Annotated in this window: 13 protein-coding genes; 5 read left to right on the top strand and 8 right to left on the bottom strand. The window is 44.3% G+C overall.

Annotated elements, in window-relative coordinates:
• Positions 1 to 230 precede the first annotated feature (230 nt).
• Complete coding sequence (locus T3H97_RS18450; RefSeq protein WP_328800508.1) at positions 231 to 1,235, top strand: chitosanase; 1,005 nt, start codon at positions 231 to 233, stop codon at positions 1,233 to 1,235.
• A 226-nt stretch (positions 1,236 to 1,461) separates the two neighbouring features.
• On the opposite strand, the gene T3H97_RS18455 is transcribed toward T3H97_RS18450, so the two are convergent.
• Complete coding sequence (locus tag T3H97_RS18455) at positions 1,462 to 1,833, bottom strand: hypothetical protein (RefSeq protein WP_328800509.1); 372 nt, start codon at positions 1,831 to 1,833, stop codon at positions 1,462 to 1,464.
• A gap of 437 nt (positions 1,834 to 2,270) precedes the next feature.
• On the opposite strand from T3H97_RS18455, the gene T3H97_RS18460 reads away from it, so the two are divergent.
• Positions 2,271 to 3,080: a GNAT family N-acetyltransferase gene (locus tag T3H97_RS18460; protein ID WP_328800510.1), complete on the top strand. Its 810-nt coding sequence runs from the start codon at positions 2,271 to 2,273 to the stop codon at positions 3,078 to 3,080.
• Positions 3,081 to 3,180: 100 nt separating this feature from the next.
• Here the strand turns inward: T3H97_RS18460 and T3H97_RS18465 are convergent, their stop codons facing one another.
• From T3H97_RS18465 to T3H97_RS18480, 4 genes are all read right to left on the bottom strand, one after another.
• On the bottom strand, positions 3,181 to 4,353 hold the full coding sequence (locus T3H97_RS18465) for an MFS transporter (protein ID WP_028542251.1): 1,173 nt from the start codon (positions 4,351 to 4,353) through the stop codon (positions 3,181 to 3,183).
• 71 nt (positions 4,354 to 4,424) lie between these two features.
• Positions 4,425 to 4,703, bottom strand: coding sequence for an ArsR/SmtB family transcription factor (locus tag T3H97_RS18470; protein WP_272638666.1), 279 nt, complete (start codon positions 4,701 to 4,703; stop codon positions 4,425 to 4,427).
• A gap of 223 nt (positions 4,704 to 4,926) precedes the next feature.
• Positions 4,927 to 5,664, bottom strand: a complete 738-nt coding sequence (locus T3H97_RS18475) for an SDR family oxidoreductase (protein WP_328800511.1) — start codon at positions 5,662 to 5,664, stop codon at positions 4,927 to 4,929.
• A 39-nt stretch (positions 5,665 to 5,703) separates the two neighbouring features.
• Positions 5,704 to 5,982, bottom strand: coding sequence for an Atu4866 domain-containing protein (locus T3H97_RS18480; RefSeq protein ID WP_328800512.1), 279 nt, complete (start codon positions 5,980 to 5,982; stop codon positions 5,704 to 5,706).
• Between the two features lie 199 nt (positions 5,983 to 6,181).
• Here T3H97_RS18480 and T3H97_RS18485 point away from each other — a divergent pair, with 199 nt between their 5' ends.
• On the top strand, positions 6,182 to 7,111 hold the full coding sequence (locus T3H97_RS18485; protein WP_328802846.1) for an AraC family transcriptional regulator: 930 nt from the start codon (positions 6,182 to 6,184) through the stop codon (positions 7,109 to 7,111).
• Positions 7,112 to 7,271: 160 nt separating this feature from the next.
• On the opposite strand, the gene T3H97_RS18490 is transcribed toward T3H97_RS18485, so the two are convergent.
• Entirely contained in the window at positions 7,272 to 7,922 is a 651-nt protein-coding gene (locus T3H97_RS18490; protein ID WP_328800513.1) for a hypothetical protein, read from the bottom strand.
• A gap of 65 nt (positions 7,923 to 7,987) precedes the next feature.
• Positions 7,988 to 9,025: a LacI family DNA-binding transcriptional regulator gene (locus T3H97_RS18495; RefSeq protein WP_103049452.1), complete on the bottom strand. Its 1,038-nt coding sequence runs from the start codon at positions 9,023 to 9,025 to the stop codon at positions 7,988 to 7,990.
• Between the two features lie 340 nt (positions 9,026 to 9,365).
• Here T3H97_RS18495 and T3H97_RS18500 point away from each other — a divergent pair, with 340 nt between their 5' ends.
• Positions 9,366 to 10,418 (top strand): 2,3-butanediol dehydrogenase, encoded by a 1,053-nt coding sequence (locus T3H97_RS18500; RefSeq protein ID WP_028542246.1) that lies wholly within the window; start codon positions 9,366 to 9,368, stop codon positions 10,416 to 10,418.
• A gap of 115 nt (positions 10,419 to 10,533) precedes the next feature.
• Here the strand turns inward: T3H97_RS18500 and T3H97_RS18505 are convergent, their stop codons facing one another.
• Positions 10,534 to 12,528 (bottom strand): AraC family transcriptional regulator, encoded by a 1,995-nt coding sequence (locus tag T3H97_RS18505; protein ID WP_328800514.1) that lies wholly within the window; start codon positions 12,526 to 12,528, stop codon positions 10,534 to 10,536.
• Positions 12,529 to 12,712: 184 nt separating this feature from the next.
• Here T3H97_RS18505 and T3H97_RS18510 point away from each other — a divergent pair, with 184 nt between their 5' ends.
• Positions 12,713 to 14,017, top strand: coding sequence for a VWA domain-containing protein (locus tag T3H97_RS18510; protein WP_328800515.1), 1,305 nt, complete (start codon positions 12,713 to 12,715; stop codon positions 14,015 to 14,017).
• Positions 14,018 to 14,108: the final 91 nt, after the last annotated feature.

Raw genomic sequence — 14,108 nt, forward strand, 5'->3', positions numbered from 1 at the left:
ATCAAGAGGCTATATTTGTTTCGTCCTCATTCTTGCACTTATGGTCTGTAGGAATCTAGGAACAACTAGGTCCACTTATTCACATATAAATCATAATTTTTGAAAAAAACGGTTATTTAAGCTCTATTCAATCCTATGCTTCTTATCTATACTCTTGCTAAATCAATTCGAGTTAGATGCAAATCTACGCTTTTAGTCTTTCACAATTACATTATTATAGGAGGAGTTATATGTATAAAACAAAGTTCCTTATGAGCTTGCTAAGCTTTACTGTAGTCGCTTCTTTCTCTAGCTTGTCCGCCCCTTCACCTAGCAAGGCTTTTGCTGAAGAGAATGGGACTCCGGTGCAGAAAACGATCGATTTAAATGAGGGCTTCGACAATTCAAATGAAGCTAGTATAGAGCCATTATCCCTTACCAGCGAAGAAGCTACTAGCCAAGCAACGGTTACAGCTATTGATCATGATGCTAATTTCTCACCTTCAACACTTCAGTTTCTGAAGGCTAATACAGGACTCGACGGTGAGCAATGGGATAATATTATGAAGCTAGTGAACAAACCAGAGCAAGATTCTTTGAAATGGACTGAATTCTATGGCTATGCTGAAGATATCGGCGATAATCGCGGATACACAATTGGTATCTTTGGAGCAACAACAGGCGGTTCAAATGATACAGGACCCGATGGTCCGGACTTATTCAAAGCTTTTGATGCTGCTAGTGGAGCTAGTAACCCTTCCATTGCAGGTGGATTAACACGTGCTGGTCTGAAGGGGAAAATGAGTGGTTCGATTCTAAAACTCAGCGATAGCGATAGTGTAATCAAGAAGAAGATCAACGCTCTCCAAAACAATGAAGCTTGGAGAGAAGCCATGTGGCGTACGTTCTATGACACCTATATCGAGTATAGTGTACAGCAAGCACAGAAACGCGGATTTAATACTGCTCTGACGATTGGATCATTTGTCGACACAGCACTCAATCAAGGCGCTACTGGTGATTCAGGTAGTCTTGAAGGAATCCTCTCACGTTCAGGCAGTAGTACGAATGAGAAGAGGTTCATGACTAGCTTCTATGCTAAGCGTACATTGGTTGTCGATACCAACGATTATAACCAACCTCCCAATGGTAAGAATCGTGTGAAACAATGGAGTTCTCTCTTAGCTTCTGGTGAAACAGATCTTAAGAACGCAGATGCAGCTGTGATCAAAGCAACGAATTGGGAACTGCAGTAAATACAATATACGTCATGAGGAGGGCATATCGTATGCCCTCCTTTATCTATTTTTCATGAACATTGAGTTGTCGATGACTGCTAACAACGCATTCTCACATACAATTCCTCTCATCATTCGAGTATGTAGGTCGCGTGTACAAATAGAGAGACTGTCCCAGAAGCCCAAAAGTTGCAAGCTCCTGAAACAGTCTTGTAAAATGGTTTATGAAGTCGAAATAAGGCCGTTAGATGATTCGATAGCCCGATGGAAGTCTACCGCTACTGCGGATATTACGGATTTGCTGCAACGTCAGACGTTGATTGGTAGAGATAATAGATTCCACATCATTCCCGCGAATCAGATCATCCAGGTCGGCGATGTTGCGATTGCCTCTAAACACACGGAAGTTACCTCTAAACCGTTTGCCAGTAAAGAGTACAAGTGTAGCATTGCTGCTAGTAGAAAAGAAACGCAGACTTTCGATGCCGTTGAGAATGTTATCGGTATTACGAATGCCTAGGTTTCCTCTGAATACTCTCCTGGAACCCCGAAAATTTTCTTCGTTGTAGACTGTAAGACGTGGATACGTTTGAGATACATATGCTTTGTTGTCCATGTTGTAATTCCTCCTTTCAACTTCATCTTATGCTTCACCATCCGATAGGCGCGGGCCTCGCAGCATCCATCTAAAAATAGTTATGTGATTGAATAGAGCAGATGCAGACTTGAAAAAGGAACATATGTTCTGTATAATCTAGCTAAGCAATTTGGAAAATCTTGAACTAACGGAGATGCGGACATGGACGATAAATTTATTGAGGAACTACGTGAAATTAGCAGAAACGACAAGCGAAGATCCGAATTTCTTATTAAGGGTATGAAGGAAACACTTCAGGAAAGAAAAGAAAAAAACTTTATCGAAAGATGGATTTGGCGACAAAAAAATAAGAAGCGTATAGCGCGGAAGTTTAAATCCTAGTAGATATAACAACTGAATCTTCATAGATTTCTACTTTTTGTTTTGGTCATAACTCATATTTAGGAGGCAGAGTCATGATTGAGCAACTAGTCCCAAACGACGATATATTAAATCAAAATCAATTTTTAGCTGATGAAGTTCGATACAATTTGATCCATCGAATTTGTGAATCAGAAGGGTCAACATGCCTCAAAACGTCCGATAAAAATATGATCTTTGCTCAATCACCCGGACATAAGGCTTGGCTATGGATCTCACAACAAATCACAGATAATCATAAATTGACCTATATAGAAGAACTCTTATGTTATTTAAAAGGAACCACCCTATCAGGTGTATGTGGTGATGCCGAAACAGTCGAGAAGTTCGCAAATGCTTACGCACAACGTCATGCTACTCAGGTACATACCCATATGGTCATGGAATCTTATTTCTGTCCTAAATATAAAAAGCCCTCCGACGTTGAGGGAATGATCCGACAATCCATCCCAGAGGATGTACAATTAGTTGCCCAGTTTATAGCTGGTTTTTCAGAAGAGGCTTTAGGTAGTTCTATTGATCCGGTTAGTCAAATATCCGTTGCAGAGAAGGCCATCGGAACAGGAAATATGTATCTTTGGATTGTAAATAACATGCCTGTGTCTATGGCTAATATTGCTCACCGCTCGCCGAGACATGCTCGCATTAACGCTGTGTATACCCCGCCTAATTTGCGAAAGAAAGGTTTTGCCAGCGCAATGGTATCCGAGCTATGTTCCATTTTGGAAAATGAGCATTTAGTACCTATGCTATATGCAGATTTAAAAAATTCGGTTTCCAATCAAGTTTATAAAAATATCGGCTTTGAGGAAGGCGGTAAAATCACTGATATTGCGTTTGAATAAGCCTTCTTACTGCAAGAGAGCATATTATTGCTCATACAAATCAAAGAAGGCCGCAATGTCACCTTCATCACTGGGCCTCCTCTTCACTTATCTATACACTTTACTCCGTAACACCCACTTGTGTTTGAACTGAGGATCTTCGTGTAAGTAAATACGTAGCCACAATAGCGATACCGACCCCTGCTGCTCCAAACCAGGTGATGGAAGACAGCGAAACCTGACCAACAACTACACCGCCAATTCCGGCTCCGGCTGCCATAGCAAGCTGCATTGTAGACTGATTGAGACTCAGCATCACACCGGAAGATTCAGGCACAAGTGTGACCAGATTATATTGTTGAGTAGGTCCAGTTGTCCAGGCTGCGAACGACCAAAGGATCAATAAAGCAAATACTGCGATCAGGGAATGAGCGGCAAAAGGAAGTAAGAGTAAGGAAATACCGTGCAACACCATGCCTCCTAATAATGTAAAGGGTATACCCTTTTTATCCGCACTGTACCCACCAATTTTTGATCCGATCAGACTGGCAATTCCGAAGGCGAGCAATACTGAGCTTAGCATATCCTCTCCTACACCTGATACATTCAGCAAATACGGTGAGATGTACGTATACGCGAGTGAATAACCTCCTAGCCAAAAGAAGGTAATACCTAATCCCAAAGCAACTTCAGGCTTTTTCAGAAGAGCAAACTGTTGTAGTAAGGGGACTGGTCGATCTCCTTTTAAGCGGGGAATTGTCATAGATATAACAATTAGGGCAATAATCCCTGTCAACGCGATGCCGAGAAATACGGTTTTCCAGCCATATGCAGAAGATATCATTCTCCCAAGCGGCACCCCGATAATCAGCGAAGCTGTAAAACCCATAGTGACTGTAGCAATAGAACTGGCCTGCTTGCCGGCTGGGGCAATTTTTGCTGCAATGCTCAGTGCTGTAACCACGACCATCCCCGCCCCGAGGGCCATAAGAATACGCGCGGCGATAAACATTCCAAAACCCGGCAGAATAAAAGAGAGGACATTAGCTACTGCAAATAATCCGAGGGAACTCAAGAGCAGCTTGCGTCTGTCCCATTTAGCGGTTACTGCCATCAGAATCGGCGTGCCAATCGCGTAAGCAAGAGAAAAGACTGTAATCAGCTGGCCCGCTGCGGACACTGTAATCCCCATAGTTGTCGCAATCTGATCCAAAATGCCTGAGATAATGTATTCGGATGTCCCTACCAAAAAACTGACAATGGCCAAAATATACACTTTCCACGTGCTCTGCATTTTTAAATAACGCCTCTTTTCATTTAATATTTTTATATTTTTACAAATATCGAAATTAAGACTAAAAAAATTTATGTTATCAGGAACGGGGCATATTTCTGCGCTGTTTCCACATCCAAACTGTAATAAATAAACGTCCCCTCTTTACGGTATGTGAGCAGCCCCGACTCTGCCATTTGCTTCAGATGGTGTGATAGCGTTGAAATAGCTACACTGTTCAGCTTTTCGCCCAGCACAGAGCAACATTGGTCACTTTCCTCTTTTAACAAAAGTGCTATCTTGAGACGAGTGGGTTCTCCAAGTGCTTTATATATTTTTACAGCTTGCTGCATCTCTGTTGTATCTTTCACCCAGTCCGACTCCCTTCTATTCTAGTCTTAATTTCGATGTTTGTCGAAATAAAGTTATCACAAACATTTGTAAAAGTAAACCCGTTTATTACAAAGGTACAGCTTTTTTACGCTCTGAGGTGTGAATGATGGTCTTTCTCATCTTATAAATAATCCCCCATCCATAAAAGGATGGAGGAAAAAATGATCTGAGTGTAAAGGGAGAATCATGGATGCCATGGCATTAATTCGGGCTTGCCGTGGGTCTGACAATAATTTCATTAACATCTACATCCGCTGGCTGCTCCATGGCATACAGAATGGAACGGGCTATGGCATCAGGCGAAATCGAAATACGACGATACTCTTTCATTCCTTGCCGGGCCTCTTCATCTGAAATACTGTCAGCAAGCTCAGATTCAGTTACTCCCGGCGATACCAGCGTCACGCGAATATCTCCCCCCACCTCCAAGCGTAATCCTTCAGAGATCGCCCGAACCGCATACTTCGTAGCACAATACACCGCTGCAGTCGGGGTTACACTATACGCGCCAATAGAGGCGATATTAATAAACTGACCAAATCCTTGCTTTTTCATAATAGGAAGCCCTGCCGCAATCCCATGCAGAACGCCCCGTATATTTACATCAATCATGCGATCCCATTCCTCTACCTTCAGGGCTTCTAATTTTGAAAGAGGCATCACTCCCGCATTGTTCAAAATTACATCCACACGCCCAAATGTTTTTTCCGCGTACTTAATGAACGCTTCCATCTGGTCCCTCTTAGTCACATCCAGTTGCTGATAACCAGCCGATCCACCTTTAGAACGAATCTCGGATGTCAGAGCCTCCAGTCGCTCTGTGCGTCTGGCCCCTAATATTACATGAGCCCCATGGTAAGCAAGTAAACGGGCAGTAGCTTCACCGATCCCACTACTTGCCCCCGTAATAGCTACGACTTTCCCTTTAATATCCAACATTCTTATTCCTCCTCTAGTTAAAAATATCACTGAAACAGATTACTTTTTTACTTCCCTGTAAAAAAACATCCCTGCATGATACAGAACATCATCTTTAAATTCGCCATCTGCCGTAAATCCGGTGTCGTCCACATACTCGATATGGTCACCTTCCACGATATAGCTGCCTGTGTAGGCACTTTTCCTCTGACCACGTGCTTCATCATAACGGCCATTAGGCAAGAGTTCGTGACGGATATTTCCGTCTTCAGTTACCCACATCCCTATATAGGGATGCTGCGAAGCGTGTACACTTTTTTCCGCTTTGTTACTCTCCATGACTCCCACTCCTTTGCACTTCTATTTTTTTCTCAATTGCTCATTAGGTGTTGTATCTGCATCTTATTATGAGAGGAATGTCCATCAGCCCGGTAGAAGAATCAGAGCAAATTATTGCCTAATCCTCCAAAGCCCCTTAATATGTAATAAACTACTGAAAATGAAAACGGGCTACGTTGCAAAGAAGGGATGTGTCATGATGGGGGCAACCAAAATAGAAAGTTCTACCATGGAAAAACAAGCCGAGTTGGCAAGGCTTATAGAACGATTTTCAAATCAGGACGGAGTTCTCACTACAGCCATACCTTCGCTTCATTTCGTCCGAAGTTCAAATACAACCGTTCCGATACATCAAGTCCATGAACCTGCTTTATGTATTGTGGCACAAGGCAGAAAAGTCGTGATGCTCGCAGAGGAAAGTTACCATTACGGCACATTCGACTACCTTGTCGTGTCGGTGGATTTGCCGATATCCGGGCAGGTCATCCAAGCGTCAGCAGAAGCTCCTTATTTGTGCCTCCGGCTCAATTTTGATCCGCATCAGGTTTTGGACCTGATCAAGGAATCTGCTTTTCCCACAAGCCCAATGCCTGATTCCAGACGAGGCTTGTATGTAAGCCAAACCAACTCTCTACTGCTGGATGCCGTGGTAAGGCTAGTGCATCTTTTGGAAAGCCCACAGGATGTTCCGGTGCTAGCTCCATTAGTCATTCGTGAGATACTGTATAGGATTTTACAGGGGAATCAGGGGGAATCCTTAAAACAACTGGTCATGACCGGCAGCCATTCCAACCGAATCGCAGAAGTCATAAAGCGGATTAAGCAGGATTATGATAAGCCGTTGCGTATTGAGGAATTGTCCAAACTAGCGAATATGAGTCCTTCGTCACTACATCGTCATTTCAAAGAGGTTACGGCTATGAGCCCAATGCAATATCAAAAACAATTACGTCTACAAGAGTCCCGCCGCCTGTTGTTATCCGAATCAGCGGATGCGGCAGATGTCGGTTTCCAGGTAGGTTACGAGAGTCCCTCACAATTCAGCCGCGAATACGCCCGCTTGTTCGGCCTGCCTCCAATTAGTGATATCAAACGCTTGCGCTCGGATCAGGATCACCCGACCACTTGAACCCATTGTTAGATGAACATCTGAAACCAATGGTTCTACTAACATTTATCCCAATCATAAATGGCAGGATGTAAAAAACAGCACAAAACAGCCGCTCCTCCGGTAGAGACGCGGCTGTTCAATATATTCCTCTATGCATGTGGTCATCACTATTTGAGCATCAATATGGATTATCCAACTTGACGAACAAGGCTCGGATAACATCCTTCTCTGCCGTAGTAAGCTTTTGTCCTGCCTGCCATTGTTGAATCTCTTTCTTGACTTCCTTTGGTTCTCTATAGCTGAGAGCATACCCGATGCTTCCTATACCTTGTGTACGGTTGGTTTTGTCCATATTTGCCAATGCACGAGTCATCGCAGTTTTGTCTCTTGTAAACAAATCTCCCATAAGACCAGCATAACTTTCGCTTAAAGCTCCATCCAATCCGTCAGAAGCCTGGATCACATTTGCAAAACTTTCCGATGGAATAAAAGCGCGCTGCCTATACAGATATTCGATAATTTCCAGGCTTTGATGTTCATTGATTTCGTTTATCTTTCCCCATTGGATTCCTGCTAAATGGTCTGTCATGTGACGTACTTTTGCTTCATCACTGAGGGATGAATCTTTATAAAAGGACAGCACTAGCTCCTCTTTACTTTGCTGGGTATGCTGCGTAATGACTGCAGTTTGCTTGGACTCCCCATTGTTTGCCCCGGACGGCGCCGCAGTTTCAGCATCCTGTCCCACTGGCAGGGGAGTGCACCCTATGGTTACAGCCAGCAATAGTGCAGTACAAGCTACAGAAACAAACCCATTACCTTTTAACATGAATCCACTCTCCTGTCTGAACAAACAGTGGTCGTTATAATTGCCCAAAATCCACTCATACCCTACTACGCGTCGCGTCCCACCGTAGGCTTACGGATCACAGAGACGCTCGATTCCCTCACGATCAGACGAGGCTCGAATTGCACACGCTCATAATCCCCAGGTGTCTGTTCCTGAATCCGCTTGAGCAGCAGCTCCGCAGCCAGCCGTGCCACCTCTTCCCCCATGATGGAAACTGAGCTAATCTGAGGGGTCGTTACCGTAGCCCACAGATTGTTATCAATACCGACTACAGCAACCTCATCCGGCACTTTTACGCCCAAATCCTTAAATCGATTGACGATCCCTATCGCCACCATATCGTTAACCGCATAAATAGCATCAGGCATATGTTTCAAGCTGTAAAAATAATCGGCAGCACGCAGCCCTGTCTCAAAGGAGAAATCATCGCCAAAATAAACGAGTGAAGGGTCCACATGCTGGAGAGACTGCTCATAAGCGAAGTATCTCTCCTCGATTTTGTCCTTCGCAGCGCCTGCATAGGCGATTCTTGTTCTCCCGATTTTAAGTAAATGCTCCATCACGAGTCTTCCCTCTTGCCGGGCCAGACTGACGATATCCGCTTTGACATCTTCGCCCAGCTTCTTGCCATAGTTAATAATGGATACGGGAACGCTAGCTTTGTTAATCAGATCTACCAACATTTTGGGATACGCCAGCGGCATGATAATGAGCCCGTCGACATGCAGCTTCTTGACCTCACGAACGGTTTCAAGCTCCATTCTGGCATTCCCGGCGGTATTGATTTGCACGACACGGTAACCATGCTGCTTGGCGGCCTGCTCTACGGACCAAGCGATCTCCGGAATAATCGCGTTACGAATGTCCGGCACGGCCAGTGCGATTTGTCGTGTCTGACGAACTTTCAAGCTCTGAGCCGAGGTGTTGGGCGTAAACCCCATCTCTTCAATCACTTGCAAAATCAAGGCTTTCGTTCTCGGGCTGATGCCCTCACTATCGTTAATAGCTCTGGAGACAGTCGCAATACCGACTCCTGCCCGCTTGGCTACATCCTCTATGGTTACTTTCTTTTGATCTGTCACGCCCAAAATCCTTTCAAGAACGGAATCGTTTTCTGACTTTCTAAAATAAAGTCTTAATGTTGATATTATACCACAGAATGAGTGTCTAAAAATTGAAGTCGTTTTCTTCTTGTCTTTACTTCACCTGAAAAATCCACAAAATCTCTTTGTATAAAAGTAACGAGCCAAATATAGCACTGTAGTCACAAGTGATTATATTCACAAAAAAATCAAGTGCTTTTTGCATTAAATTGGTTTGACAATGTGTAAAATTTGTGACATATTATTTTTCGGAAACGTTTCCTAATTCATTCACTTTTATAGAGGCAATGATCATATATTCGTCAAGGAGATGACAGACATGCAAGCATTGAGATGGCATGGAGTAAAAGACTTACGATTGGAAAACATTGAGCAGCCCGCTGCTCTGGCAGGAAAAGTAAAAATCAAAGTAGAATGGTGTGGCATTTGCGGAAGTGATCTTCATGAATATGTAGCAGGACCGATCTTCATTCCCCAAGATGCTCAGCATCCATTGACTGGCGAAAAAGCGCCTATCGTAATGGGACATGAATTCTCTGGACAAGTCGTCGAAATCGGTGAAGGTGTAACCAAGATTCAGGTTGGCGACCGTGTAGTTGTAGAACCGGTTTTTGCATGTGGAGAATGTGATGCATGTAAACAAGGCAAATATAATCTTTGCGATAAAATGGGCTTCCTTGGTCTGGCAGGCGGCGGCGGTGGATTTTCTGAATATGTTGCAGCTGACGAGCATATGGTTCACAAAATTCCAGAAAGCGTATCCTTCGAGCAAGGCGCATTGGTAGAGCCTTCGGCCGTTGCTTTGTATGCTGTTCGTCAAAGCCAACTGAAAGTCGGCGACAAAGCTGTAGTATTTGGTGCTGGTCCTATCGGATTGCTGGTCATTGAAGCGTTGAAAGCTTCGGGCGCATCTGAGATTTATGCAGTAGAGCTTTCCGAGGAGCGTAAAGCTAAAGCTGAAGAGCTGGGTGCTATCGTGATTGATCCTAAGACTTATGATGTGGTGGAAGAACTGCACAAACGGACCAACGGCGGCGTAGATGTAGCCTATGAAGTCACTGGAGTACCTCCTGTGCTGACTCAAGCTATTGAATCCACTAAGATCAGCGGACAAATCATGATCGTCAGCATTTTTGAAAAAGAAGCTCCGATCAAGCCTAACAATATCGTTATGAAGGAACGCAATCTGACGGGTATTATCGGCTACCGTGATGTATTCCCAGCTGTTATCAGCCTGATGGAAAAAGGTTATTTCCCTGCCGACAAGCTGGTTACCAAACGTATTAAGCTCGAAGAAGTGATTGAGCAAGGTTTTGAAGGTCTCCTGAAAGAGAAAAATCAGGTTAAAATCCTGGTATCTCCGCAAGCCTAATATCGAAAACAAACCAGATGTCTGCTCTACGCAGACATCTTTTTATAAAAAAACGCTCTCCTTCCTGCGACATACTGTCGTCAAGATGAGTAGCGTTTTTTGATTACCATTTGGATTACTTAGTCACATTTTTCAGAACATCGTCAATCATTTGACTGTTTGCAATTGTACCTGTGTACAACCAGCTGGAATCCTTACCAAAATCGTATACGTGGCCTTCTTTAACGGCTGGAATTCCCGCCCATACAGGATCTTTTACAATATCTTCTTTACTCACGTTTTTGCTGTTCACGATAAAGATATAATCCGCATCCAACTCGGCCAGCTTCTCCAGCGATAAATTACTCCAGTTCGCCTTAGCCGTTTTGGAAATCTCCTGTACGACTTGTGGAATCTTGAATCCCAAATCCTTATACAATACATCACCGCTGGATAGATTCTGGTTTACGACATACACGTTTTTATCCGTTACCCACAATGCCGCCGCAGTTTTTTGTCCCACCGTCTGACTCAGCTTGGCTTTAGCCTCTGCTACTTTTTTGTCGTAGTTGCTCAATGCCTGCTTCGCTTCATTACTCTTATTCAGCACCTCACCCACGGTCAGCAGCTCTTCACGCCAATCATTGTTCATATTACTGCCTACCACGTAGGTTGGAGCAATTTTAGAGTATTGATTATATTTGTCGCCTTCCACCATGCTCGCACTGTCCATAATGATTAAATCAGGCTTGAAGTTCAGAACCGCCTCAAACGGAAGATCTGAAGCAATGGTAGGAACGTCCTTCAGTTCTTTTTGCAGGTAACCTTGAACTGAATTTTTACCTACCGACCATTGGGCTACAGGTTTGACCCCCAGCGCAACCAGATGATCCTCCAGATAAGAAGCGATCACACGCTGAGGCTGAGTCGGAATTTTCACCTCATGCCCAAGTGCATCCTTCAGCACCCTTTCCTGTGATGTTGGTTCCGCTGATGTATTATTGGTCCCTTGCGAAGCGCCATCGGTTGCCGTAGGACTGGATGTGCCTGAGCACGCGCTGAGCAGCAGGGTAAAACTAAGCAATAAAATAAATGCCATGGAATGCTTTGCGTTTCTATTCATTCGTAAAATCCCTTCATCATGATTTTGATAATGATTATTATCCTCAATAACAGTATGCAGGGCGCCACTAATCGAATCAATGGAACATTCGGACATGCTTAATGGATTATCCAGACTGGTATCTCTCACAAAAGCAGATGAATATAGGCTGTCCCGGTAATGAACCGGGGATACACCCGTATATTTTTTGAATGCCCGGCTAAAGAAATAGACATCCGGGTACCCCACACTGACAGCGATATCCTGCAAAGTCGCATCCGTCTTCCGCAAAAGCTCCTTCGCCTTGTCCATTCGCAGTTGAATCAAGTACATAATCGGGCTACAATCCGTTTGTTTTTTAAATAACCGGGTCAAATGTCTCGGACTGCATTCCAACAATCCGGCCAAACGTTCCAGCGTGATGGACTCCGCATAATGATCCTGCATAAATCGAATCGCCTGTGTCACAATATCCCGCGCAGAAGTTCGAGCCTTCGGTTCCTGCAATTGCCGTATACATTCATATGCAAAATCATAGAACCGACCCTGAGCCTGAATCTTGGATAGCCCCTCTTGATCCTGCCATGCGTCATCCAGTAGTTGCAGCTTTTGATACAGTATAACCGGATAAGGCGGTGCAAAACCATGAACTATCGAAGGATGATTATACACCGTGTGTCCCGATAGAGAAGTCGCTTTATATAGTACAAGGATATATTCTATCCCGTATTGCGAGGGTTTCATATTCAGTTCAAAGCCTTTGCTGCCATGCAGTACGTACCCTGAATGTGGCGTATCCTTCCAATCACCATCCAAACGCACGCTACCCTGCAATACAAATACAAAAGCCTGCGCAGGAAGACGATACGGTTGAAGCAACTCTTCCGGTTCCAGTCGAATATGCCGGACATCCATGACACGGATCGACGAATGAAGCCATAGGGACAGCAGTTTGTTTAACTCATCAGCTTCATGTCCCTTGCTCATCCCGGTATGGGAACCTGCCTGCTTTTGTCGATCCTGCTTCACGTATCAAAGCCTCCGCTTCATAAATATCATACTTTTTTTCCAAACCAACCTTATTATATATCATCTTTTACTGCGTCTACCATGAGACAAATATTCCTGCACGAAACAAGGTGAGTGAATATACCATTTCCATGGTACAATTTGTATAAATACAAGATTTAAAATACATAGGGGGTTTGACAGCATGAGCGGTCCCAACATTGCATTGAGTACAGGAGCTAATGCACCATTCGGTAAGGAAGATACGGTGCGGGTCACCATTACATGGAAGCATGCACCTGCCGAACTGGATGTTAGCTGTTTTATGGTAGGAGCAGACGGAAAGGTTTCCTCAGATGACTATTTCATTTTTTACAATCAACCCGCTGACCCGCACGGCCATGTACGGTTACAGCGTCCAAATGACAGAACCACTGAGTTTACTGTAGCGCTCCAGGAACTGGAACGAACCGGAGTGGAAAAATGTGTGTTTGCGGCCACACTGGACGGCCCGGGTACTTTTGCCGATGTGGTCGGCTGCTCACTTACTGCTCAAGGCAAGCAATCCCATATCACCTACAGCATCACCGAAGCTACCAAAGAAACGTCACTCGTATTCGCTGAAATATACCGCCATACGTCTGGCTTCAAGCTTCGCGCAGTTGGGCGTGGTTTCAATGGAGGACTAAAGCCGCTCGCCGAGGCTCATGGTGTGACCGTGGAGGAAACGGAATCGCCAGCGGATACCGTTCAGATGAACATCCCTACATCGGCGATCTTAAGCGCGGTAGGTGCTAAAGCTGGCGGAAAAGAGACTGCCCCCATTAACGCAAGAATTAATCTGCACAAGCAGAATGTACAATTTTCACTGAAAAAGAAAAAAATAGACCGTGAAAAAGCACGTGTAGCGGTTGTATTCGATGCTTCTATTTCTATGTTCAAATTGTACACGGGTGGGACTGTGCAAAAAGCCTGCGAACGTGTGTTGGCTGTAGCCGCCTGTATGGATGACGATGGTGAAATGGATGTATGGTTTTTTGCGGACAAAGCCAAACGTGCTCCAAGCGTCACAGAGAGGGATTTCGAGAATTACATCCATAGGAATTATGCTGAGCCTAGTGAAGATAGTGAGCTGGGGTGGGGCAATAACGAGCCAGAAGTCATGAAGGATATCATACTTAAATACACAAAAGAAGATCCCAACGACATGATCCCGACCTACATTATCTTTTTTAGTGATGGAGGTATTTATGAACAAAAAAAAATAGAACAGCTGCTGATTAAAAGCTCAAGCACTCCGATTTTCTGGCAATTTGTAGGTCTTGGTAAAGCCGATTACGGAATTCTTCGAAAGTTGGATAAGATGCGCGGCCGCGTAGTAGATAATGCAGATTTCTTTGCCTTGGATGACATTGACTCCGTGACAGACGCAGAATTGTACGACCGTCTGCTGAATGAGTTTCCTAGTTGGCTCAAGCAAGTGCGGGCTAAAGGAATATTGCGGAGCTAGTTCCCGCCGTAACGCCAATACTGCACCAGATTAACGCCCTCATGCCCCCTGCGTGATCACTTAAATATCACCAAGTAGAGCAATAAGAGGC

Origin of the sequence: Paenibacillus sp. LX16 (assembly GCF_036252815.1) — a bacterium.
GTDB classification, from domain to species: Bacteria; Bacillota; Bacilli; order Paenibacillales; family Paenibacillaceae; genus Paenibacillus; species Paenibacillus polymyxa_B.